Origin of the sequence: Salinibacterium sp. SWN248 (assembly GCF_015864575.1) — a bacterium.
GTDB lineage: Bacteria > Actinomycetota > Actinomycetes > Actinomycetales > Microbacteriaceae > Rhodoglobus.
Window position 1 is genome coordinate 1,502,159 of sequence record NZ_JADYWW010000001.1, and the last position, 26,441, is coordinate 1,528,599.

Below are 26,441 nucleotides of genomic sequence, written 5' to 3' on the forward strand. Positions count from 1 at the left end.
GCGACGATGACTCCTGGCGTGGTTTTCGTGTGGTCGGAGAAGGATGTGGGCGCCCGGCATTAGGCTGGGTTTGCAGTTCTAATTGAGGAGTCTTGTGGCCGCCAGAACCCCCGCCCGATCGCCGGCAAAGTCTAAAGTCGCGATCCCGCAATTGGCGTGGAACAAGGTGCGCCCAGCTCCCATTGTGCTTGTCAGCGGCACCGAAGGTTTCTTGGCCGATCGTGCCATCCGCATGCTGCGCGACACCCTCAAAGTCGAAGACCCCAGCCTCGAGGTCAACGACCTAGAGGCAGACCACTACGGTCCGGGCGAGCTCATCAGTCTCGCGAGCCCGTCACTGTTCAGTGAGCCCCGGATGATTCGGGTCACCAACGTCGAGAAGTGCACGGATGCATTCATCACCGAAACGCTGTCCTACCTCGAAGCGCCGGCCGACGACACCTATCTAGTGCTTCGTCATGCCGGGGGAGTGCGCGGCAAGAAGCTGCTCGACGCAATCCGGGCGGGCAAAGGCGGTGGCATCGAAGTCACGTGCCTCGAGCTCAAAAAGGATGCCGAGAAATACGATTTCGCATCCGCCGAGTTCGCAGCACAGCGTCGACGGGTTACCCCCGGAGCGCTCCGAACGCTCGTCTCCGCCTTTTCCGCTGACCTCGCGGAGCTCGCCGCAGCCTGTCAGCAGCTACTCGCCGACGACGCCGATGAAATCAACGAAGCAACAGTCGCCCGCTATTACTCGGGGCGAGTTGAAACGAGCGCGTTCAAGGTCGCCGATTCCGCGATCGCCGGGCGTTCTGGAGAAGCTCTCGTGCTTCTGCGTCACGCGCTAGCTTCAGGCGCCGACCCGGTACCAATCGTTGCCGCGTTTGCTTCGAAACTGCGCACCATGGCCAAACTTTCCGGAGGATCAATGTCTTCCGGCCAGGCCGCCAAGATGTTCGGGATGGCCCCCTGGCAAGCCGATCGGGCGATGAAAGATCTGCGGGGCTGGAGCGATGCGGGGCTGGGCTCCGCCATTGAGGCAATTGCCGATACGGATGCTCAGGTGAAAGGTTTGGGGCGCGACCCTGTCTTTGCGCTGGAACGCATGATCTCTGTGGTGGCCGCGCGCGGCATCCACTAGACCGACGGAGCCGCGACACTGCGTCATCGCAGCATTGCAACGTCGCGCTTAACCACGAAAGCCCCTCACCGCGAACGATGAGGGGCTTTCGTGTGTTCGGCGTACTGCCGATCAGAGGTCTTTAGAGTGCTGCAACCTGCTTGGCCATTGCCGACTTGCGGTTGGCTGCCTGGTTCTTGTGTACGACGCCCTTGCCGGCTGCCTTGTCGAGTGACTTGGAAGCGAGCTTCAAGTTCGCGAGAGCGGCGTCTTTGTCGCCGGCCTTGATCGCTGCGCGCGTTGCGCGAATAGCGGTCTTGACTTGGCTCTTGACCTGGCGGTTGCGATCTTGTGCCTTCTTGTTGGTACCAATGCGCTTGATCTGCGACTTAATATTTGCCACGTGTATGTGCTTTCTTGTTTGTGGATCAGAGATGGTGGGCGGCCGTGGAAGAGAATCGACGTTCTGATTCCCGGCCGCGATGCGCATACTGTTCGACGAAGAACCTTATGCATAAGCCAACAGGCAACGTTACCAGCGCTGTGGAGCTATGGCAATTGCAGAGCAAACCTGCGCGGTGTGCTTGTCGGCTTGTTACAGACTACTGACCATGAGCGCCTCACGTTCTGTGCCACGCCTGAGTCCCCGAAGTGCACCGCAGCACTGCCAGTCTGTCCGGAGCCTCGGCTGCCGAGTATCCGGTCGTCCCTCCCTGTTTTTCGGGGGTTACCCCGCTACCCGGTCCGGTTCTGTTTTTCTATCGTGGAGGTATGACTTCTTCACACGCTTCTTCCACTGTCGTAGTTCCCGAATCCGCAGCAGCGGAGGCTCCCACCTTTGATGAGCGTGCCGAGCTGGCGGCTGGCCCTGATGGGGCGAGCGATGCGTCGGCCGATCCTGCAACCGATTCACAGCTTCCGTCGACGTCGACGTCACCGCAGCCCGCAGCTTCCACTCCCGTGGGGAAGTCGAGTGCTCGCACGATGAGCATCCTCGCTCTCAGCCTCGGTATTGCGTCGGTCTTCTTCGCGCAGACCATCGTGGTGCCTTTGGCTGCCGTGATTCTGGGCGTTTTCGGCCTGCGGGATGAACCAACCGGGCGCGGTTTCTCTATCTGGGGCATTGTCTTGGCGTGTGTAGCAACGTTCGGCTGGGTCTTTATTGTTATTGCTGGCGCCCTTATTTCCTTGCCCTTTATCCTTCTCGGCGCCGCACTTTAGGCGAATCGCAGTCCAGCCCGCACCGGTAACGGCGCGGGCTTTGGCCTGTCGCAGCGGTGGGTGCGCGCAGGATCGTCGGCTTCATGGGAGAATTGGGCGGATGTCTCCTCGCGCCTCTTACACACTTGAGCCTGCTTCGACCGATCCTGCGTTTATCCGCAACTTTTGCATCATCGCGCATATCGATCACGGCAAGTCCACCCTCGCTGACCGCATGCTGTCGGTCACGGGGGTTGTTAGCGACCGCGATATGCGGGCGCAGTACCTCGACCGCATGGATATTGAGCGTGAGCGCGGCATCACCATCAAGAGCCAGGCTGTGCGCATGCCCTGGTCCCTTACCGATGAAAACGGCAAGGAGCAGTCCTACGCGCTCAACATGATTGACACTCCCGGCCACGTTGACTTCACCTACGAGGTCTCGCGTTCGTTGGCGGCCTGTGAGGGCGCAATTCTTTTGGTGGATGCGGCCCAAGGTATCGAAGCTCAGACTCTCGCCAACCTCTACTTGGCGATGGAGAACGACCTCACGATCATCCCCGTGCTCAACAAGATCGACCTTCCGGCGGCTGATCCCGACAAGTATGCCGAAGAAATTGCAGGCCTCATCGGTTGTGACCCCTCGACCGTTCTTCGCGTCTCGGGCAAGACCGGCATGGGCGTTCCCGAGCTTCTCGACGAGGCAACGCGCCTCATCCCGGCCCCGGTCGGTGACCCATCGGCTCCTGCCCGCGCGATGATTTTCGACTCGGTGTACGACGCGTACCGCGGCGTCATCACGTACGTCCGCATGATCGACGGCAAGATGTCACCGCGCGAGAAAGTCATGATGATGTCGACGAAGTCGGCGCATGAGTTGCTCGAGATCGGGGTGAGCTCGCCCGAACCGACCCCGACGAAGGGGCTCGGCGTTGGTGAGGTTGGTTATCTCATTACCGGTGTGAAGGATGTTCGCCTGAGCAAGGTCGGCGACACGGTCACGAACTTTGCCAAGCCGTCGACGCAGCCGCTCAAGGGTTACTCCGAGCCGAAGCCGATGGTTTTCTCGGGTCTGTACCCGATCGATGGTTCCGATTACCCGGTGCTGCGTGAGGCTCTCGACAAGCTCAAGCTCTCGGATGCTGCGCTGGTTTACGAACCCGAAACGTCTGTGGCGTTGGGCTTTGGTTTCCGTTGTGGGTTCCTCGGCCTGCTGCACTTGGAGATTGTGCGCGAGCGTCTTGAGCGTGAGTTCAATCTCGACATGATCGCTACGGCTCCATCCGTTATTTACGAAGTAATGGGCGACGACAAAAAGTTCACGACGGTCACGAACCCGAGCGAGTTCCCTGGCGGCAAGATCGCAAGCGTTTCTGAGCCGATGGTGAAGGCATCCATTCTGACGCCGAAAGACTTCGTCGGAACGGTCATGGAGCTCTGCCAGTCGCGTCGAGGCACCATGCAGGGCATGGAATACGTCGGCACCGATCGCGTTGAGCTGCACTACACGATGCCGCTTGGCGAGATCGTGTTCGACTTTTTCGATCACCTCAAGAGCCGCACTCAGGGCTATGCGAGCCTCGACTATGAGCCCAGTGGCGACCAGGAAGCTGACCTGGTGAAGGTAGACATTCTTCTTCAGGGCGAAGCGGTTGACGCGTTTAGCGCGATCGTGCACCGCGATAAGGCGTATGCCTACGGCGTGCTGATGACTGAGCGTTTGAAGAATTTGATTCCGCGCCAGCAATTCGAGGTGCCGATTCAGGCCGCGATTGGTGCACGCATCATCGCCCGTGAGTCGATCCGCGCGATGCGCAAAGACGTTCTCGCCAAGTGCTACGGCGGTGACATTAGCCGTAAGCGTAAACTCCTTGAGAAGCAGAAGGAGGGCAAGAAGCGCATGAAGATGGTTGGTCGTGTCGAAGTTCCGCAGTCCGCCTTTATCGCTGCGCTTTCCGGTGAAGTCGAAGCCGGGAAAGAGAAGAAGTAGACCTATGGATGCCCGCACCTACCCCAATGCGCCCGTCACGTACGGAGCGGTAGGTGCCACGCGCGGCAGCACTTTCACGGTGCTGCCTCCCGCTGGTTTCCGTCGTGTGCAGCGAAGTGCTCGCATCGGGCATGGTGAGCAGCGCTGGGCTTTTGCTCGCGAACAGATCCTTACCTGGGGCGTAAAGCGTCGCAGCGGGTTTGGTGTCACGTTGTTGCCCCGCGATCCACATGGCGAACTTCGCGATCTCTCCGCTGATAGCGCGGATCACCCTTTCGTTCGTCCCGGCGACACCATTGTGCTCTCGGTAGGCCGTGGGCGGTACACAGCGCACGAGCCGGTGCGCGTTGTGTATGTCGTTGATGACCCCACGGTTGCTGGCTTTGCCTATGGAACCCTTGAGGGCCATCCTCTGCGCGGTGAAGAGTCGTTCATGATCGAACGTCGCGACGACAACTCGGTGTGGATGACGGTGCGTTCGTTCTCGCGGCCGGCATCCTTCAAGTGGATGTTGCTCTCACCTGCTTTACGAATCTTTCAGTACCTCGTGGTGAGCCGCTACTTGCGCGCCCTCGCGGGAGCAATTCCCGCGAAGCTGCCGGGTGAGCAGGATGGCGCTGCGCCGATAGAGCCTGCGGCGTAGCTCGCAACGCTAGCGGGCAAGTATGCCCTCTCGCACAGCGCCTACCACTAGCCGCGCGTTGCTAGTCCGTCGATAGCGCCGAGCACATCGTCGAGGCCGTTCTCGAGGTTTTCGACAACGACGAGTGCACTGGTTTCGCGGAGGTCGGCGATGCTATAGGTGCCGGTAGCAACCGCGATAAAGGGGATGTTCGCAGAATCCGCGGCGAGGCCATCATTCGGGGTGTCACCAACGATCACGCTGGGTTGGTCTCCGAGCACGGTGGCGACGAGCGCGGTGAGGTGATGGCGGTCGGGGGAGCGATCGCCGAAGAACGAGGTCTCCCAATTGAAGTCTTCTGCGGCATAGCCTGCAGCAAGAAGCTTGACGCGGGAATGCTGATGGCCATTGCCGGTAAGGAGCGCGTTTGCCCAGCGATGGTCGGCGGCGGCCCGAAGTGCCTGTGGCCCTCCGGTAACAGCGGAACGCACGTAGCCATTGTCGTGCAACGCCTGCGTGCGCACATCGAGCTCGGTGAGCACATCGTCGAGCAGAGTGGCGGCATATCCGTTGAGCACGAGCAGATCGGTGAGGATCTGTCCTTCGGTCTTGCCGTGGGGGTTTGTGATGAGCTTCGCGGGCGCAGCACCGGTGACTCTGGTGAATGCATCGAGGTAGACGGCAGCTCCGTCGGTCGAGTTATGGATGAGCGTTCCGTCGATGTCCCACAGGATGTGCATAGTCACTCATCCATGCTCCCATGTCCGGGGTGCGACAATTGACGTGTGCCCGCATGTCATAGTGTTGGCACGCTTTCTTCACCGTGTGTTAAGGGGATTAGTTCGTGCCAGGTGCGTTGCCGATTGCTGATCCTGCCCCTCTAGACGGGGCGCTGCCCGAGAGTGTCGCGGTTGACTCTGCGAACCGCGACTGGAGTGTGTACATTCACGTGCCGTTCTGCCGGGTTCGTTGCGGGTATTGCGACTTCAACACCTACACGGGTGAGGAGCTGCGGGGAGCGAAGCGCTCGGACTATGCCACCGAGGCGGTTGCTGAGATCAGGCAGGCATCCACGGTGCTGTCGGATGCGGGCGTTGCGCCCCGAAAAGCATCAACCGTTTTCTTTGGGGGTGGCACGCCAACGCTCTTGCCCGTTACTGATCTCACGCGGATGCTCGCTGCGGCCCGGGACACCTGGGGTTTCACGGATGACGTCGAAGTCACCACCGAAGCTAATCCTGACTCTGTCGACCGCGACTACCTTCTCGCTTTGAAAGAGGCCGGCTTCACGCGGGTATCCTTCGGCATGCAGTCCGCGGTGCCGCATGTGCTTGCTACTCTCGAGCGCACTCATGATCCTGAAAAAGTTCCTCACGTCGTGAAGTGGGCGCGCGACGTTGAGCTCGACGTGAGTGTCGACCTCATTTATGGCACGCCGGGGGAGTCGCTGGCTGACTGGGAGCGTTCGCTCGATCACGCGATCGCCCAAAACCCGGACCACATCTCGGCGTATGCGCTCATTATCGAAACGGGCACGAAGCTAGCCGCCCAGATCAAGCGTGGTGATGTCGCCCCCGTTGATGACGACCTGCAGGCCGACATGTATGAGCTGGCAGACGCGAAGCTCGCCGCGGCCGGTTATGACTGGTACGAGGTCAGCAACTGGGCCAAGCGTGATGCGAACCCGGCGATCAGTCACGTGAGCCGCCACAATCTCGGATATTGGTTGGGCAACGACTGGTGGGGTGTTGGCCCGGGTGCACACAGCCACGTGGGCGGGGTGCGATGGTGGAATGTGAAGCATCCGGCAGCCTATGCCGATCGAATCGCAGCCGGTCACTCACCGGGGGCGGGTCGAGAGACGCTCGCAGATTCCAGTAAGTATCTTGAGCATGTGCTTTTGCGTGCTCGCGTTCGCAACGGTCTGACCACGGCGTCGCTCGATGCAGAAGGCCGCACGGCGGTTGCCGGTCTTATCGCGGATGAGTTGGTGGAGGCCAGAGCCGCTATCGGTGGAACTATTAACCTCACGCTTAAGGGGCGCCTGCTTGCGGATGCCGTGGTACGACGATTGCTAGCAGACGCCCCTGTTTAGAGCGACACGGTGAGTGACACTGTGTTAGAGCGCCACCGTCGAGTTACTTAATGAACTCGATGGTCAGCGGGTACTTGTAGGCCTCGCCCTTGTTAGCAGCGACGGCGGCGATGATGCTGAAAATGATGATTACGATGCCGACACCGATGATCAAGAAGAGGCCGATGAAGATCGTGGTGAGGACGACACCGATCGCGTAAGCGATCGCCATCGTGATCTGGAAGTTCAGTGCGGTGCGGGTGTGGGCCCGCACGAACGGTCCGCGGTCCTTGAGTACGAGGTACCCGATAAGAGCGGGAATGAAGCTGAAGAAGATTCCGCCGACGTGAATCAGTGTCGACCAGAGCTTCTCGTCGCTCGGACTCATCGGTTGGATCGGCGCGTACGGCGAGGTGGGTGGTGGTGTGGAATCTGACATGACTCCATTAAACCCTGCATTGGCTCAAAGCGTGCATTGGGAAATGAGAAAGCCCCGAGAGCCGAAGCTCTCGGGGCGAAACCCGATCGGTCTAGCCGATGAGGGCCATTACTGCGAAGAAGACCCTACTTGATGAGGCGAAGTGCGAAGGGGTAACGGTAGTTTGCGCCGTCCTTCGCTTTGGTGAAGCCGATGATCGAGAAGATTACCGACACGACGAAGACGATCGGGAGCAAGATAGCGCCGATGAAAACGGCTACCAAAATGTTCGAGATGATGTAGGCGATCGCGATGGTGATCTGGAAGTTCAGCGCTTCTTTGGCTTCAACGTTGGTGAAAGCACCGCGGTCTTTGAAGACCAACCAGATGATCAGAGAGGGAAGGAAGCCGATGATTCCGCCCAAGTGAGCGAACGATGCCCACTGGTTGTCTTCGGTTGCGGTCAATTGTGCGGCCGGCTGCGGTGCTGCGGGCTGCGGGTTTGCGTCAGTCATGTGTTCGTGCCTTTCAGGTGAACGAGGGAACTTCCCGGGTTTCATCAAAGTGCTCGGTGTCACACCTGAGCATTTCCACAGAAAGGTAGCGCTCAAGTACAAAGACACGCTAGCGGTATGGCACGCGCGGTGCAACGGGTGTGTCGCGGAGTGTCGAGTAAGATTGGCAGTCGAACGGATTGAGTGCCAATCAGGAAAGGTGGGTGGTGGCATGGTTTCCGCCCGCGGACTTGACGTGCTTCGAGTCATCGTGCAGGACTACGTTGCTACGCGCGAGCCTGTCGGTTCTAAGTCGATCGTTGAACGGCATTCTTTTGGAGTGTCAGCAGCGACGATTCGCAACGACATGGTTTTGCTCGAAGACGAAGAACTTATTACGGCGCCGCACACCTCGTCGGGGCGTGTGCCCACCGATAAGGGCTACCGTATGTTTGTCGACCAACTGGCTGACTTGCGACCCCTGACGAGCGCGCAGCGTCAAGCAATCGAGTCGTTCCTCGGCCAAGCTGACGATCTGGATGACGTGCTTGCGCGTTCCGTTCGCCTGCTGTCGCAGCTCACCAACAGCGTCGCTCTCGTGCAGTACCCATCGCTGGCAACGGCCAGGGTGCGCCATGTGGAGCTAGTTCCGCTCACGGCGACGCGGATCATGACGGTGTTTATCACCGACGCTGGTCGAGTCGAGCAGCGACTTATTGATCTCCCAGAGGCGCTTGATGAGGTGTTCTTGGGCGAGTTGCGGGCGAAACTCAACTCGGCTCTCAACGGGCAGTCATTGCCCGAGGCTGCTGAGCGACTTGCAAGTTTTGCTGAAATTTTCCCAGCTGAACGCCGTCCTTTTGTCGCTCAAGTGACGTCAAGTTTGGTGGAACAGGTGTTGGCTAACCGTGCCGACAAGCTCGTTTTGGCTGGCACCGCAAATCTTGCACGAACCGAGCAAGACTTTACCGGCAGCATTTTTCCTGTACTTGAGGCAATAGAAGAGCAAGTAACGTTGTTGCGCCTCTTTGGGGAGATGGAAGTAGCAAATGGATCAGTTTCTACTCGCATCGGGCGAGAGAACGCAGAATTTGGACTAGAAGAGACATCGGTCGTCACGGGAGGGTATTCCTCCTTCGGCGGCGGTGTTTCGCGGTTGGGCGTGCTTGGCCCAACGCGAATGGATTATTCGAACAACATGGCAGCGGTTCGCGCGGTAGCGCGGTACCTGTCACGACTTTTGGAAGAAAACTGAGCTCGTAAGGAGCAATCGGAACTTTGGCAGATCACTACGAAGCCCTGGGCGTTGCGCGCGAAGCGACGCCAGAAGAAATCAAGAAGGCATACCGCAAGCTTGCTCGCGAGCTGCACCCTGACGTGAATCCGAGCGCGGATGCGTCGGAGCGCTTTAAGTCGGTGACGCATGCGTACGACGTATTGAGCGATCCGCAGCAGCGCCAGCAGTACGACATGGGCGGCAGCGGCGGAGGATTCGGCGGAGCCAACTTCGGTTTCGGCGACATCTTCGAAACGTTCTTTGGTGGCGGCGGTGGCGGCCAGACCGCTGGTCCTCGTTCGCGTCGTGAGCGTGGCCAGGATGCTCTGCTGCGCATTGAGGTCAGCCTCAAGGACACGATGTTTGGCGTCACGCGCGATATCGAGGTCAACACTGCTGAACTCTGTGAGACCTGCGAGGGCAGCTGCACGGCTCCCGGAACCTCGCCGATTCGCTGCGACATCTGTCAAGGCAGCGGCCAGATTCAGCGCCAGGTGCGCAGCCTTCTTGGCAACGTCATGACGTCAAGCCCCTGTGGCACATGCCGCGGCTATGGGAACATCATCGTGAATCCTTGCGCTACGTGTGCAGGCCAGGGCCGTGTGCGAGCGCAGCGCACGATCTCGGTGGATATTCCTGCCGGCGTCGAGACCGGTCTGCGCTTGCAGATGCCCGGTCAAGGTGAAGTTGGCCCCGCTGGTGGCCCGCACGGTGACCTGTTCTTGGAGATCAAGGTTCGCCACCACGACATTTTCAGCCGTTCAGACGATGACCTGCTTGCGACCGTTGAAGTGCAGATGATCGACGCGATCATGGGTACCACGGTCATGCTTGACGGGCTTGACGGCGAAGTCGAGGTAGGCATCAAGCCGGGAACGCAGAGTGGCGAGGTGCTCACGGTCAAGGATCGTGGAATCACCGCCCTTCGCGGTGGCGGTCGTGGTGACTTGCGATTGGGCATCCAGGTGGTTACGCCCACCAAGCTCAGCGGTGCGGAGCAGACCTTGTTCAAGCAACTGGCTGCTGTACGCAAGAGCAAGCAGCCGCATTTCGCCGAATTCCAGCAGGGCTTGTTCGCGAAGCTCCGCGACCGGTTCCTGTAGGTCGCCGTGGCTCACCTCTATATCGATGAGGAGCTCGGTGACACGAGTGTCGGCGATACTGTTTCGCTCGGCAATGCTGAGGCGCGCCATGCGGTCACCGTCTCGCGGTTGAAGGTTGGCGAAGTCATTGCCATCAGCAACGGTGCGGGTCTCGTGGTCTCCGGTCCGGTTGTCACGGCGGAACATACGCAGCTCACGATTGAGGTTGCCGAAGTGCAGCAGTCGCCTCGGCGTACCCCCGCGGTATTCCTCGCGCAGGCTCTTGCCAAGGCCGACCGTGATGAGCTCGCCGTGCAAGTGGCCACTGAGCTGGGTGTCGACGGTGTTATTCCCTGGTCGGCCGCACGCAGTATTTCGCGCTGGCAAGGCCCCAAGGTCGCCAAGGGGCGCGACCGCTGGGCAGCAATTGTGCGGGAGGCGAGCAAGCAGTCGTTGCGCACGTGGCTTCCTGACGTGCTCGATCTTGTGACGACAAAGCAGTTGGCAGCGTTTGCGTCAACGACGCGGATGCTCGTGCTCGAACCTACTGCGACAGAAACGCTTGCGGACCTCGACGTCGACGACCGTGACATCGTTCTGGTGGTGGGGCCGGAGGGTGGTGTCGCGGATCACGAGCTGGCGCTCCTTACGGCGGCCGGTGCATCCACGATTCGACTGGGTAGTGAAGTGTTGCGCACCTCAACTGCGGGCCCGGCAGCTTTGGCGGCTTTGAACGTCAAGCTTGGCCGTTGGAGCTAGAGGTTTAGGCTAGAGACATGTCTGATTCTCCCTCGATCTTTACGAAGATCATTGCTCGCGAAATTCCCGCCGATATTGTCTTCGAGTCAGATTCGGTGATCGCTTTTCGAGACATCGCCCCGCAGGCGCCCGTGCACCTGCTCATTGTGCCGAAGACCGAAGAGTTCGCCAACGTGACAGAACTTGCTGCTGGCAACCCTGCACTTTTGGCCGACATTGTCGCGGTGGCGCAGAAGCTTGCCGACGATTACGCAGGCGGACAGTACAGACTGATTTTCAACACCGGCGAAAACGCTGGTCAAACCGTTTTCCACGTGCACGCACATGTGCTCGGCGGAAACCTCGAGGAAGGCACCCTTGGTCACTCGTGACTCTGAGTCCGAACGTTCTACAGACCGCACAAGCGTCTCGATTGAAGTAGACGGTGTCGCCATGGTGCGACTACTTGGTCCGCAAGATCGACTCTTGCGAGTGGTGGAGAGCAAGTTTTCCGACGTTGAAATGCACGTCCGCGGCAACGAAATCACTCTGAGCGGTCCACCAGAGTCGGTGGAATCCGCTCAAGAACTCGTGGATGAACTGGTCACTATGGTGCGCGGAGGACACGACTTGGGCGAGATTGAGGTCGACGCTTCGGCGCGCATCCTGCGACAGAATCAGGGCAGCCCGAAAACGCTCCTTGGCCAAACAATCCTCACGGCACGCGGAAAGGCGATTCGCCCGAAGACGCTTGGTCAGTCGCAGTACGTCGACGCGATGGACAACAATACGATCGTGTTCGGAATCGGCCCGGCCGGCACCGGAAAGACGTACTTGGCGATGGCCAAGGCCGTGCAGGCGTTGCAACGCAAAGAGGTTGACCGCATCATCCTGAGCCGACCCGCCATTGAGGCGGGGGAGCGTTTGGGATTCTTGCCCGGTTCGTTGACCGACAAGATCGACCCTTATCTGCGTCCGCTCTACGACGCGCTCAACGACATGATGGATCCCGAACTTGTGCCTAAATTGCTTGCAGCGGGCACTGTTGAGGTTGCCCCGCTCGCCTACATGCGCGGTCGCACGCTCAACAACTCATTCGTTGTGCTCGACGAGGCCCAAAACACTACGCCGGAACAGATGAAGATGTTCCTCACGCGTCTCGGTTTCGATTCCCAGATGGTGATCACCGGCGACATCACGCAGGTCGACTTGCCCGAGGGGGCAAGCGGACTCAAGCTCGTCTCGAACGTGCTTCGCGACATTGACGACATCCATTTTGCTGAATTGACGAGCGCTGACGTTGTGCGTCATAGCCTCGTCGGGCAAATCGTGGACGCCTACACAACCTATGACGCTGAGAAGCAGCGTGACGAATACAACCGCAAAAATCGGTCGCCGAAGCGCAGCCGCAACCACGAGGGACGCTAGCGTGTCGATTGAGATCAATAACGAGTCAGGCGTCGACGTCGACGAGCACGCCTTCCAACGCCTGTGCACCTTTGCGCTCGACCAGCTTCACGTGCACCCGGATGCCGAGCTCGGCATAGTCTTCGTCGACGAGGCCGCCATGGAGCAGCTTCACGTGCAGTGGATGGACGAACCAGGTCCCACCGACGTCCTGAGCTTCCCCATGGACGAACTGCGCCCCGGCACAGAAGACCGCCAAACCCCCGCGGGGTTGCTTGGCGATATCGTCGTCTGCCCTCAGGTTGCGATTTCGCAGGCCGAGACCGCTGGTCATTCGCCGCTCGACGAAATGCTCTTGCTGACGACTCACGGTTTACTTCACCTGCTCGGCTTCGACCACGCAGAACCGGAAGAAGAGAAAGAAATGTTTGGCCTTCAGCGCGAGATTCTGTCGGGGTTTGCCCTTGCAGACCGAAATAAGTAGCCGGTCATGCTGATCGGCATTTTTATCACCGTGGCGATCCTGCTGGTGTCGCTTGGTGGTTTGCTCGCGGCCGCAGACTCGGCGCTTACGGTGATGAGCCGCAGCGATCTCGTCGAACTTGCGGGGCGCAGTCGCGCCCAAAAATCCATCATGGCGATCTCGGTTGACACTGGTGCTCACATCAACGCGCTCAATTTCATGCGCATTGTTGTGGAAACCACGGCGGCAGTATTGGTCACCCTCGTCTTCGCGTCTGCGTTCGAGCAGTGGTGGCTCGTATTGCTTCTCAGCGCGCTCATCATGACCGGGGCATCGTTTGTGCTCGTCGGTTCCAGCCCCCGCAGTGTGGGACGCGCGCACTCTCGCAAGGTGCTGCAGATCTCGGCGACGTTGGTGCGCAGCATCCGCGTCATCCTTGGTCCGATTGCGGATGCGCTGGTGGCGCTCGGTAACCGAGTGACGCCTGGTCGTCCCCGCACGGCAACCTTCTCGAGTGAAGAACAACTGCTCAGCATGGTGGATGAAGCCGCCGAGCACGAAGTTCTTGATCAGGATGATCGTGACCTCATCCACTCGATCTTTGAGTTCAACAGCACCGTGGTGCGTGAGGTCATGATTCCGCGCACCGACATGGTGACGGTCGAGGCCGAGGTCACGGCCAGTGCTGCCATGGGGCTCTTCTTGAGCCGTGGTGTATCGCGAGTGCCAGTGATCGGCGAAGACATTGATCAGGTGATGGGCGTGCTCTACCTGCGCGACGTTGCCCGTGTCGTCTACGAACAGCCGGCAGAAGCCGACAAACTGACGACTCAGGAACTCGCACGACCGGCGCTCTTCGTGCCCGAGTCGCAACGTGCCGATAGTTTGTTGCGGCAAATGCAGCTCGAATCGAACCACTTGGCCATGGTCGTCGATGAGTATGGTGGAATCGCGGGGTTAGTCTCGTTGGAAGACCTCATCGAAGAACTTGTTGGTGACATCTCTGACGAGTACGACCGTGAAGTTGCCGAGTTCGAAGAGTTGGCTGACGGAACGTTCCGCGTGAGCGCGCGACTACCGATCGACGAGCTGGGTGACCTGTTCGGCCTCGAACTCGACGATGACGAAGTTGACTCGGTTGGTGGACTCATCATGAAAACGCTGGGGCGACTGCCGGAGAGCGGTGCTGTTGCGCACTACTCCGGGCTCGTGCTCACCGCAGAACGTACCGAGGGGCGTCGCAAACGCATCAGCACAGTGCTGGTATCGCGAGACCCTTGGCTTGATAATCAGCAAGACCCACGCTCGAATGAACGAGAGAACGGTGAATCACAGTGACCGACGCCAGTGAATTCAGAGCAGGATTCGTGACCTTTGTAGGTCGACCCAACGTGGGAAAATCCACACTGACGAACGCGCTCGTGGGGGAGAAGGTGGCAATTACGTCATCGAAGCCGCAGACCACCCGCCGCGCCATCCGCGGGATCGTGCATCGTGAAGACGGCCAGCTCATCATCGTGGACACCCCCGGTATGCACCGTCCGCGCACGCTGCTCGGCGAGCGACTCAACTCAATCGTGCAAGACACTCTCGGCGAAGTTGACGTTATTGGCCTGTGCATTCCGGCCAACGAAAAGATCGGTCCAGGCGACCGCTACATCAACGAACAGTTGGATTCCTTCCCTCGCGCTAAGAAGGTCGCGATTGTCACGAAGATCGATGCGTCGTCGCGCCCCGGTGTTGCCGAGCAATTGAAGGCCGTAGCGGAACTGCGCGACTGGGACGAGATCATTCCGATCTCGTCGTTCGACAGCATCCAGCTCGACATCCTCTCCACCGAGCTCGTCAAGCTCATGCCGGTCTCCAACGCCCTCTACCCGGATGACGCTGTCACCGACGAGTCGACGGAGTCGCGCGTTGCTGAACTCATTCGTGAAGCCGCCCTCGAGGGCGTTATGGATGAACTGCCGCACTCGATTGCCGTCACTATTGACGACATGATCGAGCGCGACGACAAAGACCTTCTCGAAGTCTTCGCCAACATTTTCGTCGAGCGCGATAGCCAAAAGGGCATCATTATCGGCAAGGGTGGCGAGCGCCTTCAGGATGTTGGGGCACGCGCTCGTGCAGAGATCGAGAAGCTCGTCGGCAAGCAGATCTTCCTCTCGTTGCGCGTAAAGGTTGCCAAAGAGTGGCAGCGTGACTCTAAGCAACTGGGCCGCCTCGGCTTCTAAGTCGCGGTTCTGTAACCAATCACTCGTTGCGGCGCGGGCAGTGCTAGTCTGAAAATGTGTTGTTCGGTCTGCTCCTCCTTAGCTGCCGCGACGAGTCCTAATAGAGGCCTCCCTCGTCGCGGTGTTTGTCATTGGCTGACCAGATCCGTAACGAGTGGCCCACAAGGCTTTGAGAACAGCAGGAGCACACCATGAAGAACAATCAGTCCGCATCATCGATGCCGATCCACAAGTACCGTCCGTATCACGAGATCATCCCTGTTGATCTGCCGGACCGCACGTGGCCGTCCAAGCGCATCACCGAGGCACCCCGCTGGTGTGCCGTCGATCTGCGCGATGGCAACCAAGCTCTGATCGACCCGATGAGCCCCGAACGTAAGCGCATTATGTTCGATCTGCTCGTAAAAATGGGCTACAAAGAGATTGAGGTTGGCTTTCCCTCGGCCAGCCAGACCGACTTTGATTTCGTTCGCTCGCTCATTGAGACCAACGCGATCCCGGATGACGTCACCATTCAGGTGCTCACGCAGGCTCGCGAAGAACTGATTGTGCGCACCTACGAGTCGATCAAGGGCGCTAAACAGGCGATCGTTCACCTCTACAACTCCACGAGCGTGCTGCAACGTGATGTCGTGTTCCGCAAAGACAAGCAGGGCATCATCGATATCGCCCTCAACGGCGCTCGCATCTGTAAAGCATCCGAGGCAATGGTTCCTGAGACCGACGTCTACTACGAGTACTCGCCCGAGAGCTACACCGGCACCGAGCTCGAGTTCGCGGTTGATATCTGCAACCAAGTGCTCGAAGTCTTCCAGCCCACGCCGGAGCGCAAGGTCATCCTGAACCTGCCTGCCACCGTCGAAATGGCTACCCCCAACGTCTACGCCGACTCCATCGAGTGGATGTCGCGCAACGTGAATCACCGTGAGAGCGTCATCATCTCGCTGCACCCGCACAACGACCGTGGAACCGGAATCGCTGCGGCCGAGCTCGGCTACATGGCTGGCGCTGACCGCATTGAGGGCTGCCTGTTCGGAAACGGTGAGCGCACCGGAAACGTTGACCTCGTCGCTCTGGGCCTCAACCTCTTCACGCAGGGCATCGACCCGCAGATCGACTTCAGTGACCTCGACGAGATTCGCCGCACCGCTGAGCACTGCAACCAGTTGAAGGTGCACGAGCGCAGCCCGTGGGCTGGCGACCTCGTCTACACGGCCTTCAGCGGATCGCACCAAGACGCCATCAAGAAGGGCTTCGAGTCGATGGCGGCTCAGGCCGAACGCGAGGGCAAGCACGTCAACGAGCTGGTCTGGGCTGTTCCGTACCTGCCGATCGACCCCAAAGATGTTGGCCGCGGCTACGAAGCCGTCGTGCGCGTGAACTCGCAGTCAGGTAAGGGCGGCGTCGCCTACCTACTCAAGACCGACCACAATCTCGACCTGCCGCGCAAACTGCAGATCGAATTCAGCGGTGTCGTTCAGTCGAAGACCGACTCCGAGGGTGGCGAGGTATCGAGCGAACAAATCTGGACCTCGTTCCAGGATGAATACCTGCCGGCATCCGCAGATCACGCGGACCAGAAGTGGGGGCGGTACGAACTGCTCGCTACTCGCGCGACGAGTGCCAACGATGGCGAAGTGAGCCTTGAGGCTCGCCTGCGCGTCGACGACTCCGAGATCGATGCCAGTCACGTCGGAAACGGCCCGATTGATGCATTCTTGGGAATGCTGTCCGCTCAGGGCCGAGGCATTGAAGTGAAGCTCTACGACTACGTCGAGCACACCATGAGTGCCGGAAGCAATGCGCAGGCTGCTGCCTACGTTGAGCTCGACATCAACGGCCAGCGTCTCTGGGGCGTTGGCATCGACGGGGATATCTCGCGGGCGTCGCTCAAGGCGATCGTCTCAGCGGTAAACCGTTGGGTGCGTGCGACCCAGAACGCTCCCGAATCAGAATTGGTCGCAGGCTAGGTCTGCGCTTCACGAATGCCCGGCAGCTCAGCGCTGCGGGGCATTCGTGCGTTAACAGCGGTACTGCGGATGAGCGTGGGGCAAAGGTTTGCTGGCAGGCTCACGCGAAGCTTGGCTAGCGTGGCGGGCGACGGAATTTGGGAATCCCGTTGATGGTGCGCTGTTCGGGAAGGGTCCAGTTGAAGAGCACTGCGAGCACACGCACGCCCACCGTGATCCCGACGCAGATTGACGCGGCGAGAAGAACGGGAACGTCAAAGTTGCGCATGATTACCAGACTCGTTGTGCCTGATACCGCGGCCACCGCGTAGAGCGACCCCACGTGCATGAGCGCAATCGGCATTGAGAGCAGCATGTCACGCAGAATGGAACCACCGACGGCGGAAATGACCCCCACAAAAATGGCCGGCACATCGGGTAATCCCATTGCAAGCGCTTTGGTAGTGCCGATCGCGCCAAACAAGCCAATCGTCAGGGCATCGAGCAGCGTAACGAGCGGACCCAACCGGGCGATGAGGCGTTCGAGCAGCATCCCGAAGAGCGCGGCCCCGGTCGCGACCAGGAGGTACCAGTTGGTGGAGAGCACGGCGGGCACTTCAGAAAGCACGATGTCGCGCACCATGCCACCGCCGAAACCCGATGAAATGCCAATGATGGCGACGCCGAGGAGATCTAGACGGCGATCACGAAACTGGGCGGCAAACATCGCGCCCTGCATTGCTCCGACGCCGACCGCTAACAGCCCCGCCCACAGCGGAATCTCGAAAGTCTCGTTCACGCACCATTCGTACCACGCGCGGGCCGGGCGGCGCAGTTGTGCTCTGGGCAAGCCTGCAATCGCCGGGTGAACCGCTAGTGCCGACCCGCCGCGCTGCCGACCAGCCGCACTGCTGCTGCGCTGCTGCTGCGCTGCCGACGTGCTTCCCTCGCCCTGCCCCTGCCCCTGCCGCTGCCGCTGCCGCTGCTGCCGCTGCCGCTGCTGCTGCTGCTGCTGCTGCTGACGCGCCGCCGACGTGCTCCCTCGGCCACGCACCCACTCGGCGCCGCGCGCACTTTCGGCCCGGCCCACGTTGGAAACTCAGGAAAAGCGGTCGGGCGGAGTGTGAGAAGCCCGAGTTTGTGCGCTTCGGGATTCGGAACTCGCGTCGATCTCCTGAGTTTCCGACAGGATCGACGTTCAGAGCGGCACACGGCCCGAAGCGTCAGGGCGAGGCTGCGGCGTTCTCCGCATACCGCGCGAATGTCGTGTGGCCAGCACCTGAGGGCGTGCCGAGGTGGTCGCCGCGAGCGAAAGACCGTCCGACGGGGCCGGGTAGGGGCAGCGCCCGCGTCGGGCGGCGGCGGCCGTGCGCGACATTCCACTGCCGCGCCAGCTCACGGAATTCCAGCTGTTCTGGGCCTGCGAAGTCAGCGACGCGTTGGGCGGGACCAGCATCCACGAGTTCGACTAGGCGCGCGGCGACTTCCTCGACGGCGACGGGCTGCATGGTGAACGCGGGCACGATCGTCACCGGAGACCATCGCTGAGCTCTCAACAGCCCGGCAACAAAACTATGAAACTGGGTGGCGCGAAGGATCGAGTAGGGAGCCCCTGACGCGGCGATCAGTTGCTCGCTGAGGTGCTTGTCGCGGTAGTACGCGAACGCGTGTTTATCGACGCCGACAATCGACATGAAGATGAGGTGCTCAACAGGATGCGCAACGAGGGCATCTAGGAGATTTTTGGTGTGCTGCGAGTCGTGAGCATTCGCGCCCGAGGCAAGGTGCACGACCGTGGTGACTCCGGCGAGAGCATCCGACAGTCCGATGCCGGTAGCGAGGTCTGCGACGACGGTGTCTGGGATGTCGCTGGAGCGGCGGCTGAGCGATCGCACGGGCTGGCCGGCGGCGCGGAGTAGCTCCACGGTTGGTCTGCCGAGGGCGCCGGTCGCGCCGGTAACGAGAATCATGAGATCGCCTCCCTGCGGCAACGGGCATGGGGTGCCGGCGATCACCGCTGTGCACAATGTACCGCGCGCAGAGCTCCGGGGGCAGGGCGCTGAGTGAAACGGCGTCTCTGCGGGCCGTCGTTCAGCAAACTTGCGACAAGCGGAGGATACTTGTGGAGTGCCAACTTATCGTGATGAAGCCGTCGTGCTGCGCACCCACAAGCTGGGGGAAGCTGACCGCATCGTCACCATGCTGTCGCGTGAGCACGGCAAGATCCGCGCGGTAGCCAAAGGGGTGCGTCGTACTGCCTCCAAGTTTGGGGCGCGGCTGGAACCCTTCATGGTCGCCGACATCCAGTGCTATATCGGGCGCAGCCTCGACATCATTCAGCAGGCTGAATCGTTGGGGTCGTATGGCTCAGAGATCACGGCCGACTATGCGAGCTACACCGCGGCGAGCGTGATGGTCGAAACCGCTGACAAAGTCACGGATGACGACGGCTCGTTGCAGCAATACCTTCTGCTGGTCGGCGCGCTGCGGTCTCTGTCGCGGCGCGAGCACAACCCGAGTCTCACCCTTGACTCGTACCTCTTGCGTAGCCTCTCGATTGCGGGCTGGGCGCCGAGTTTTGTCGACTGCGCGGTGACAGGCGCTCCCGGGCCGCATTCGGTTTTTGTGGCGCAAATGGGTGGTGTGGTTGCCGACGAGGTTGCCCCGCCCGGTTCGCCGCGACTCAGCCCCGACACTCTTGAACTGCTCGGCGCGTTGCTCGCCGGCCAGTGGGATGTCGCGGAAGCCTCGGAAGAACGGTCGCGTTCCCAAGCAAGTGGCGTCGTTGCCGCGTACACCCAGTTTCATTTGGAGCGCAGTCTTCGCTCCATTCAGCATGTGGATCGGAGCGCATGAGCCGCGTAGCAAAAACTCACAAAGATGCCGTCGAGTTTCGCCCGCTGGACTGGACGGGCATCCACCCTCCGGTGATGCCGAAGGGCTCTGTTCCCGAGCACATTGCGATCGTGATGGATGGCAATGGTCGCTGGGCGAATGCTCGCGGGCTGACGCGGGTGGAAGGCCACAAGGCGGGCGAGGCGAGCCTGCTCGATGTGGTGGCTGGTGCCATCCAGATCGGTGTCAAACATGTCAGCGTGTATGCCTTCTCGACCGAAAACTGGAGTCGCTCGCCCGAAGAAGTACGCTTTCTCATGGGCTTCAACCGCGATGTGCTGCACCGTCGCCGAGATCAGCTCAACGAGTGGGGCGTACGCGTGCGGTGGGCCGGGCGACGCCCGCGCCTGTGGACCTCGGTAATCAAAGAGCTGCAGTTTGCCGAGAAGCTCACGGAAAAGAACAGCACTCTGACGCTCACTATGTGCGTCAACTATGGCGGCCGTAACGAGATCGCGGATGCCGTGCGTTCGATTGCTGATGACGTTGCGGCGGGAAAATTGAAGCCGTCCGCCGTCTCAGAGAAGCTCATCCAGAAGCGTCTGTATCAGCCTCAATTGCCTGACGTCGACCTGTTTGTGCGGTCGTCGGGGGAGCAGCGGATGAGTAACTTCATGCCCTGGCAGAGCGCGTATGCCGAGATGGTCTTCTTGGATACGCTGTGGCCAGATTTCACGCGCGAAGATTTGTGGCGTGCAATCGAGATTTACGCTGGCCGCTCGCGCCGCTTCGGTGGCGCAGTCGATGCGCCGACGGGTGAGGCTAGCTAACACCACTGCGTATTTCACGGCACTTCTCCCTGCGATCTCTTCGGGGGAGCTGAACCGTTGGTGAGCGCTAGTCACCCCTTTTGGTCAGGGTGACTTTAAGGTGTATTCTGTGTTCAGGTCAGCATGACTCTTACCGAAGGGAGTGGCGATGCAACAGAGTGAGCAAGCAATCTCGCTCGCGGTGTCCACCGTGATTTTTGCGCTGCGCCCTATTCCCGAGTCGGGGGAGAGCGCGCTGTGGATTCCATTGGTGCGTCGCACCCGCGAACCCTATGCCGGTCAGTGGGCGTTGCCCGGTGGTTGGGTTGACAACCACGAGAGCCTCGAAGACGCAGCCGCGCGCAACTTGCTTGAGACAACAGCTCTCGAGCCGGCTTACCTCGAGCAGCTCTACGCCTTCGGCGATGTTGAGCGTTCGATTGGATCTCGCGCGGTGTCGATTGTCTACTGGGCGCTCGTGCGCCAAGAAGAGGCAGACCGGGCTACCGAGGGTGAGAATGTGCGCTGGTTCCCGGCAGACAACCTGCCCGAGTTGGCGTTCGATCACAACGTCATCGTCGACTACGCCCTCTGGCGTCTCCGCACCAAGATGGAATACTCGCGCATCGCCCGGGCCTTCCTGGGGGAGACTTTTACTCTGAGTGAACTGCGCATTGTGCACGAGGCTGTGTTGCAAAAGCAGCTCGATCCCGCCAATTTCCGTCGTCAGATTGAGAATTCGGGTTCACTGGTTCCCACTGATCACGTTGTCTCGGGAGGGCGTCACCGGCCTCCGAGGTTGTACCGCTATGACGAGGGCGTTGAGCTCGTTGACAATGGCCCGCTCGGCCGCTTAAAGACAGGGAGCACTCGTGTCATCCATTGATTCGACTATTCAGCGCATCACGAAGACGGGCGACGGGGAAACCTGTGCGCCTGAGCTAGCCGATGGTCCGTGGACCTTCGATCTGGGTGTTCCGAGCTATGGGCCAGGGGCTTCGATGGGCGACGTCATCCCAACGGGAGCACCTCGTCAGGGCCAGTTGCCTGTCGAATATCAGAAGGCCTCCAACGAAGACCTCCACGCTCGCATCGTCGCTGCCAAAGCGACCCTCGGCGACCGTGCCGTCATCCTTGGCCACTTCTATCAGCGCGATGAAGTTGTGCAGCACGCCGACTTCCTCGGCGACTCGTTCCAACTTGCCAACGCCGCCCAAACCGTGCCCAACGCCGAAGCCATTATTTTCTGTGGCGTGCACTTTATGGCCGAAACCGCCGACATCCTCGCTCGCTCCGATCAGGCGGTCATTCTCCCGAACCTCGCTGCCGGTTGTTCGATGGCCGACATGGCCGACATCGATTCGGTTGAGGAATGCTGGGAACAGCTCACCGAGATCTATGGCACCGAGCCGGATGCCGATGGCCGCGTTCCGATCATCCCCGTGACGTACATGAACTCGTCTGCTGCGCTCAAGGGGTTCTGCGGTCGCAACGGGGGAATCGTCTGCACAAGCTCGAACGCCACTACCGTGCTGGAATGGGCGTACGAGCGCGGTCAGCGCGTGCTGTTCTTCCCCGACCAGCACCTCGGGCGCAACACGGCAAAGAAGATGGGTATTTCGACCGATCTCATGCCGATGTGGAACCCGAACAAGCCTCTCGGCGGTAACGACGCTGAGACCCTCAACGAAGCGAAGGTTGTGCTCTGGCACGGCTTCTGCAGCGTTCACAAGCGCTTCAATGTTGGTCAGATCGAGCAGGCTCGCGCTGAGCACCCCGGTGTTCGTGTGATCGTGCACCCCGAGTGCCCGATGCCCGTTGTGGATGCCGCTGACGAGGCGGGGTCGACCGACTACATCCAGAAGGCTGTTGCTGCTGCGACCGAACCGACAACGTTCGCGATCGGTACCGAGATCAACATGGTCAACCGTCTCGCTGCCGAGTACCCGCAGCACACGATTTTCTGCCTCGACCCGGTCGTGTGCCCGTGTTCGACGATGTACCGCATTCACCCTGGCTACCTCGCGTGGGTTCTTGAGGGGCTCGTTCGCGGCGAAGTGCTCAACCAGATCACTGTCGCTGACGATGTGGCAGTACCGGCTCGCGTGGCCTTGGAGCGGATGCTCGCCGCGAAGCCACCGGTAACGACGAAAGAAGCGTAACCATGGCACGGGTCATTGTTGTCGGCACAGGTATCGCCGGTCTCATCACCGCCTACCGCGCAAGTGCTCACCACGAAGTGGTCCTCGTGACCAAGTCGGAGCTCGCGGAGAGCAACACCAAGTACGCCCAGGGCGGTATTGCTGCTGTGCTGTTCCCCGATGACACCGTGGCCAGTCACGTCTCTGACACGATGATCGCTGGCGCAGGACTGTGCGAGCGGGATGCCGTGGAAGTGTTGTGCAGCGAGGGCCCGTTGCGCGTGCAAGAACTCATCTCTCTCGGAGTGGAGTTCGACCGCATTGCCAATGGTGAGCTCGCTCGGGGACACGAAGCGGCGCACTCGTCGCGGCGCGTCATCCACGCGGGCGGAGATGCAACGGGGCTTGCCATCGAAGTCGCCCTTTTGCGGGCGGTTCGAGCGTTGGCCGTCGAGACCTATGCGTACACGTTCATGCGCGATCTCGTGACGGAGACGGATGCTGACGGCACGCCGCGCGTCACCGGTATCGACGTCATTGCTCCCGACGGCAACTCGCGCGTCATTGACGGCGACATTGTCGTTCTCGCGAGTGGTGGAGCAGGCCAGCTCTACAAGCACACCACGAACCCGTTCGTCACTACAGGTGACGGTGTTGCTGCCGCCTACCGCGCTGGTGCCGCTCTCGCCGATGTCGAATTCTTCCAGTTCCACCCGACATCGCTCGCGGTGCCCGGCAACCCGCTCGTCTCCGAGGCGGTTCGCGGTGAGGGCGCAACCCTGCTCGACGAGAATGGCAAGCGCTTCATGTTCGACGTGCACCCCGATGGCGAACTCGCCCCGCGCGATGTTGTCGCTCGCGGCATTGCTCGCGCCATGGAAAAGCAGGGCGGGCGACCGATCATGCTCGATGCCACCGCCCTCGGTTCCGAGTTTCTCGCCACACGATTCCCCGGCATCAGCGAGGTCTGCGAAGAGCACGGCTTCGATTGGGGCACAGAACCGATTCCCGTGACGCCTGCTGCGCACTACTGGATGGGTGGCATCCGCACCGACATCGACGGCCGCACGAGCGTGCGCGGTCTCTATGCCGTGGGGGAGGCATCCTGCACCGGTGTGCACGGAGCCAACCGTCTGGCCTCCAACTCGCTGCTCGAATCGCTCGTTTTCGCCTGGCGTGCTGCGGATGCTCTCAATGAGCCCCAGCGGGCCATCGAGATTGATGCGCTCGAGCCGCAGTTCGAGATCACGGGCAAAGAGCCATTCACGCGCGATCAGTTGCGTGAACTGATGTGGAGCCACGTTGGTCTTGAGCGGGACGCTACCCGCCTCGAAGAAGCCTCCGCGATCTTGGCGAGCTGGCATTCCGAATCCAACACGGTCGAGGGCGCCGAGAACGCGAACCTGCTCGACCTCGCACGCCTCGTCGTCGTCGCGGCGCTCCGCCGTAAGGAATCGCGCGGAGCCCACGAGCGCACCGACTACCCGGAGACCCGCGAGGAGCTCGCGTTCTCCACGCGCTGGGCGGCAGTCAACGTAGCGGGCGACTTCATCCCGGCAGAAGACCAAGCAGAAACGATCAAGCGATGAATCAGCAGCTCGTTGACAATGTCATCCTGATGGCCCTCGCCGAAGATGCGCCGTGGGGTGACATCACGAGCGATGCGTTCGTGCCCGAAGACGCCACCGCCACCGCTGTTCTCAATGCGCGTGAGGCGGGGGTCGCCAGTGGCCTCGATGTCTTCGCTCGCACCTTCCAGCTGGTGGATGCTCAGGCTGAGGTCACGCTGCAGGCCAGTGATGGCGACTCGTTCACCGCCGGCCAGCAACTTGCTTCGGTGTCCGGTAACGCCCGCGCCGTTTTGCGGGCGGAGCGCATCGCTCTCAACCTCAGCCAGCGGATGTCGGGAATCGCCACCCGGACCGCGGCGTACGTCGCGCAGGTGGCGGGCACGCACGCGCGGGTTGTCGATACGCGCAAGACGACTCCGGGCCTCCGGGCTCTCGAACGCCACGCTGTGCGTTCGGGTGGTGGCCACAACCACCGCTTCAGTCTCTCGGATGCTGTGATGGCCAAAGACAACCACCTGGCGGTTCTCGCTGCGGCCGGTATCGAACTTGGCGAGGCCATTCGTCTCGCTCGTGCCCGGATCGGTCACACCACTCACCTTGAGGTCGAGGTGGATCGGCTCGACCAGGTTGAGACTGTCGTCTCGGCGGGCGTCGACACCATCATGCTCGACAACTTCTCGCTCGAAGATCTGCGTGCGGGTGTCGAGCTCGTGGCTGGCCGCGCCATCGTCGAGGCCAGCGGAGGCGTGAACCTCGATACCATTGCCGCGATTGCTGCAACCGGTGTCGATGTCATCTCGGTAGGGGCCCTCACCCACAGCGTTCGCTCGCTCGACCTCGGGCTCGACATTGCGGTGAGCGCCGCCACCTCATGATCTTTCTCGACTCCGCCGCAACCACACCTGTGCGCCGTGAGGTGCTTGAAGCGATGTGGCCGCTGCTGACGGGAGACTTCGGCAACCCGTCCAGCCACCACGAGCTGGGGGAGTCCGCGAAGCGGGCCCTGGATGCCGCCCGCACGAGTGTTGCCGCATCACTGGGGTGCCGGGCATCCGATGTCGTATTCACGTCGGGGGGCACGGAGTCAGACAACCTCGCCATCAAGGGCCTCGCGCTGGCCGAGCCACGCGGACGCCACATCGTCACGAGTGCGATTGAGCATGAGGCCGTGCTGGAGTCCGTCGACTATCTCGCGCGCATTCACGGGTTCGAAGTCACGGTACTGCCGGTGGACGCTCACGGTCTTATCAACCTTGACGAGGCTCGGGATGCCCTGCGCCCCGACACCACGCTCTGCACTGTCATGTATGCCAATAACGAGATCGGTGCTGTACAGCCCATTGCAGCGCTGGCTGAACTCTGCCGCGCCCAGGGGGTGCCTCTGCACACGGATGCCGTGCAAGCTGCCGGCTGGCTCCCTCTCGACGTTGCCGGGCTGGGCGTCGCTGCCCTCAGCCTGTCCGGACACAAGCTCGGAGCGCCCAAAGGTATCGGTGTGCTGATGGTCAAGGGGCGTCGCAGTCTCGAGCCCGTGTTGCACGGGGGAGGCCAGGAGCGCGGCAAGCGCTCGGGCACCGAAAACGTCGCAGGGGCTGTTGGATTCGCTCATGCCCTCGTGCTCGCCGAGACTGACCGGGCTGAGCGTGCGGTCAGGATCGCGCAGCTGCGGGATGACTTCGTCGCTGATGTGCTGGCGCGGGTTCCCGCTGCGATCTTTACAGGGCCAGCGTTGGCTGCCACACCCACCCGTCTCCCCAACAATGCCTCATTCTGCTTCCCCGGCACCAGTGGAGAATCCCTCCTGCTCGAGCTCGGTCGCGCTGGCATCATCTGTTCAGCCGGTTCGGCGTGTGCCGTCGGCAGCGACGATGTCTCGCACGTGCTGACCGCGATCGGCATTGACGAAGCGATCGCCCAAACGGCGGTGCGGTTTAGTCTCAGTGGGGATACGACAGCGGAACAGCTCGCCACGGTCGCCGCCGAGATCGAAACGGCCTACCGGGCGGTGCGCTCGCTCTCCGGGTAGCGCCTCGGCA

Annotated in this window: 27 protein-coding genes; 21 read left to right on the forward strand and 6 right to left on the reverse strand. The window is 60.9% G+C overall.

Going from position 1 to position 26,441, the window contains the following annotated elements; all coding sequences use genetic code 11:
* Positions 1–94 precede the first annotated feature (94 nt).
* On the forward strand, positions 95–1,123 hold the full coding sequence (gene holA / locus I6E73_RS07200) for a DNA polymerase III subunit delta (RefSeq protein WP_197105843.1): 1,029 nt from the start codon (positions 95–97) through the stop codon (positions 1,121–1,123).
* Between the two features lie 121 nt (positions 1,124–1,244).
* On the opposite strand, the gene rpsT is transcribed toward holA, so the two are convergent.
* The gene (gene rpsT, locus I6E73_RS07205; RefSeq protein ID WP_197105842.1) at positions 1,245–1,505 is read right to left on the reverse strand and encodes a 30S ribosomal protein S20; all 261 of its coding nucleotides are present in this window, start codon (positions 1,503–1,505) and stop codon (positions 1,245–1,247) included.
* A 368-nt stretch (positions 1,506–1,873) separates the two neighbouring features.
* Here rpsT and I6E73_RS07210 point away from each other — a divergent pair, with 368 nt between their 5' ends.
* The 3 genes from I6E73_RS07210 (at position 1,874) to I6E73_RS07220 (ending at position 4,935) form a co-directional block, all read left to right on the forward strand.
* Complete coding sequence (locus tag I6E73_RS07210; protein WP_197124207.1) at positions 1,874–2,323, forward strand: DUF4190 domain-containing protein; 450 nt, start codon at positions 1,874–1,876, stop codon at positions 2,321–2,323.
* Between the two features lie 100 nt (positions 2,324–2,423).
* Entirely contained in the window at positions 2,424–4,292 is a 1,869-nt protein-coding gene (gene lepA / locus I6E73_RS07215; protein WP_197105840.1) for a translation elongation factor 4, read from the forward strand.
* A gap of 4 nt (positions 4,293–4,296) precedes the next feature.
* Positions 4,297–4,935, forward strand: coding sequence for a DUF1990 family protein (locus tag I6E73_RS07220; RefSeq protein WP_197105839.1), 639 nt, complete (start codon positions 4,297–4,299; stop codon positions 4,933–4,935).
* 47 nt (positions 4,936–4,982) lie between these two features.
* On the opposite strand, the gene I6E73_RS07225 is transcribed toward I6E73_RS07220, so the two are convergent.
* Positions 4,983–5,654, reverse strand: coding sequence for an HAD family hydrolase (locus tag I6E73_RS07225; RefSeq protein ID WP_231600843.1), 672 nt, complete (start codon positions 5,652–5,654; stop codon positions 4,983–4,985).
* A gap of 104 nt (positions 5,655–5,758) precedes the next feature.
* On the opposite strand from I6E73_RS07225, the gene hemW reads away from it, so the two are divergent.
* Positions 5,759–7,009: a radical SAM family heme chaperone HemW gene (gene hemW / locus I6E73_RS07230; protein ID WP_197124211.1), complete on the forward strand. Its 1,251-nt coding sequence runs from the start codon at positions 5,759–5,761 to the stop codon at positions 7,007–7,009.
* A gap of 43 nt (positions 7,010–7,052) precedes the next feature.
* Here hemW and I6E73_RS07235 read toward each other — a convergent pair whose 3' ends face one another.
* Together I6E73_RS07235 and I6E73_RS07240 are read right to left on the reverse strand one after the other, a co-directional pair.
* Complete coding sequence (locus tag I6E73_RS07235; protein ID WP_231599681.1) at positions 7,053–7,427, reverse strand: DUF4870 domain-containing protein; 375 nt, start codon at positions 7,425–7,427, stop codon at positions 7,053–7,055.
* Between the two features lie 125 nt (positions 7,428–7,552).
* Positions 7,553–7,921, reverse strand: a complete 369-nt coding sequence (locus tag I6E73_RS07240) for a DUF4870 domain-containing protein (protein WP_197105836.1) — start codon at positions 7,919–7,921, stop codon at positions 7,553–7,555.
* Between the two features lie 211 nt (positions 7,922–8,132).
* Here I6E73_RS07240 and hrcA point away from each other — a divergent pair, with 211 nt between their 5' ends.
* The 9 genes from hrcA to leuA all read left to right on the forward strand — a co-directional run bounded on the left by hrcA (position 8,133) and on the right by leuA (position 17,070).
* Entirely contained in the window at positions 8,133–9,155 is a 1,023-nt protein-coding gene (hrcA, locus tag I6E73_RS07245; RefSeq protein ID WP_197124213.1) for a heat-inducible transcriptional repressor HrcA, read from the forward strand.
* Positions 9,156–9,178: 23 nt separating this feature from the next.
* Positions 9,179–10,279 (forward strand): molecular chaperone DnaJ, encoded by a 1,101-nt coding sequence (gene dnaJ, locus I6E73_RS07250; RefSeq protein WP_197124215.1) that lies wholly within the window; start codon positions 9,179–9,181, stop codon positions 10,277–10,279.
* A 6-nt stretch (positions 10,280–10,285) separates the two neighbouring features.
* Entirely contained in the window at positions 10,286–11,017 is a 732-nt protein-coding gene (locus I6E73_RS07255; protein ID WP_197105833.1) for a 16S rRNA (uracil(1498)-N(3))-methyltransferase, read from the forward strand.
* Positions 11,018–11,034: 17 nt separating this feature from the next.
* On the forward strand, positions 11,035–11,388 hold the full coding sequence (locus tag I6E73_RS07260) for a histidine triad nucleotide-binding protein (protein WP_197105832.1): 354 nt from the start codon (positions 11,035–11,037) through the stop codon (positions 11,386–11,388).
* Positions 11,375–12,424: a PhoH family protein gene (locus I6E73_RS07265; RefSeq protein ID WP_374189160.1), complete on the forward strand. Its 1,050-nt coding sequence runs from the start codon at positions 11,375–11,377 to the stop codon at positions 12,422–12,424. The genes I6E73_RS07260 and I6E73_RS07265 overlap by 14 nt, the downstream gene beginning before the upstream one ends.
* A gap of 1 nt (position 12,425) precedes the next feature.
* Positions 12,426–12,887, forward strand: coding sequence for an rRNA maturation RNase YbeY (gene ybeY, locus I6E73_RS07270; protein ID WP_197105830.1), 462 nt, complete (start codon positions 12,426–12,428; stop codon positions 12,885–12,887).
* Between the two features lie 6 nt (positions 12,888–12,893).
* The gene (locus I6E73_RS07275; protein WP_197124218.1) at positions 12,894–14,204 is read left to right on the forward strand and encodes a hemolysin family protein; all 1,311 of its coding nucleotides are present in this window, start codon (positions 12,894–12,896) and stop codon (positions 14,202–14,204) included.
* Positions 14,201–15,100, forward strand: a complete 900-nt coding sequence (gene era, locus I6E73_RS07280) for a GTPase Era (protein ID WP_197105828.1) — start codon at positions 14,201–14,203, stop codon at positions 15,098–15,100. Before I6E73_RS07275 ends, era begins: the two co-directional genes overlap by 4 nt.
* A gap of 191 nt (positions 15,101–15,291) precedes the next feature.
* Positions 15,292–17,070 (forward strand): 2-isopropylmalate synthase, encoded by a 1,779-nt coding sequence (gene leuA, locus I6E73_RS07285; protein WP_197105827.1) that lies wholly within the window; start codon positions 15,292–15,294, stop codon positions 17,068–17,070.
* Positions 17,071–17,185: 115 nt separating this feature from the next.
* Here leuA and I6E73_RS07290 read toward each other — a convergent pair whose 3' ends face one another.
* Both I6E73_RS07290 and I6E73_RS07295 read right to left on the reverse strand, forming a co-directional pair.
* The gene (locus tag I6E73_RS07290) at positions 17,186–17,848 is read right to left on the reverse strand and encodes a trimeric intracellular cation channel family protein (protein WP_197124220.1); all 663 of its coding nucleotides are present in this window, start codon (positions 17,846–17,848) and stop codon (positions 17,186–17,188) included.
* 424 nt (positions 17,849–18,272) lie between these two features.
* Positions 18,273–19,019, reverse strand: a complete 747-nt coding sequence (locus I6E73_RS07295; RefSeq protein ID WP_197124222.1) for an SDR family oxidoreductase — start codon at positions 19,017–19,019, stop codon at positions 18,273–18,275.
* Positions 19,020–19,176: 157 nt separating this feature from the next.
* Between I6E73_RS07295 and recO the strand changes: the two genes are divergently transcribed.
* The 7 genes from recO (at position 19,177) to I6E73_RS07330 (ending at position 26,431) form a co-directional block, all read left to right on the forward strand.
* On the forward strand, positions 19,177–19,905 hold the full coding sequence (gene recO / locus I6E73_RS07300; RefSeq protein ID WP_197105824.1) for a DNA repair protein RecO: 729 nt from the start codon (positions 19,177–19,179) through the stop codon (positions 19,903–19,905).
* On the forward strand, positions 19,902–20,714 hold the full coding sequence (locus tag I6E73_RS07305) for an isoprenyl transferase (RefSeq protein ID WP_197124224.1): 813 nt from the start codon (positions 19,902–19,904) through the stop codon (positions 20,712–20,714). The genes recO and I6E73_RS07305 overlap by 4 nt, the downstream gene beginning before the upstream one ends.
* Before the next feature lie 148 nt (positions 20,715–20,862).
* Entirely contained in the window at positions 20,863–21,579 is a 717-nt protein-coding gene (locus tag I6E73_RS07310) for an NUDIX domain-containing protein (RefSeq protein WP_197124226.1), read from the forward strand.
* Positions 21,566–22,855: a quinolinate synthase NadA gene (gene nadA, locus I6E73_RS07315; protein ID WP_197124228.1), complete on the forward strand. Its 1,290-nt coding sequence runs from the start codon at positions 21,566–21,568 to the stop codon at positions 22,853–22,855. Before I6E73_RS07310 ends, nadA begins: the two co-directional genes overlap by 14 nt.
* A 2-nt stretch (positions 22,856–22,857) precedes the next feature.
* A complete protein-coding gene (gene nadB / locus I6E73_RS07320; RefSeq protein WP_197124230.1) occupies positions 22,858–24,423 on the forward strand; it encodes an L-aspartate oxidase in 1,566 nt (521 codons plus the stop codon).
* Entirely contained in the window at positions 24,420–25,280 is an 861-nt protein-coding gene (nadC, locus tag I6E73_RS07325) for a carboxylating nicotinate-nucleotide diphosphorylase (RefSeq protein ID WP_197124232.1), read from the forward strand. Before nadB ends, nadC begins: the two co-directional genes overlap by 4 nt.
* A complete protein-coding gene (locus I6E73_RS07330) occupies positions 25,277–26,431 on the forward strand; it encodes a cysteine desulfurase family protein (RefSeq protein WP_197124235.1) in 1,155 nt (384 codons plus the stop codon). Before nadC ends, I6E73_RS07330 begins: the two co-directional genes overlap by 4 nt.
* Positions 26,432–26,441 lie beyond the last annotated feature (10 nt).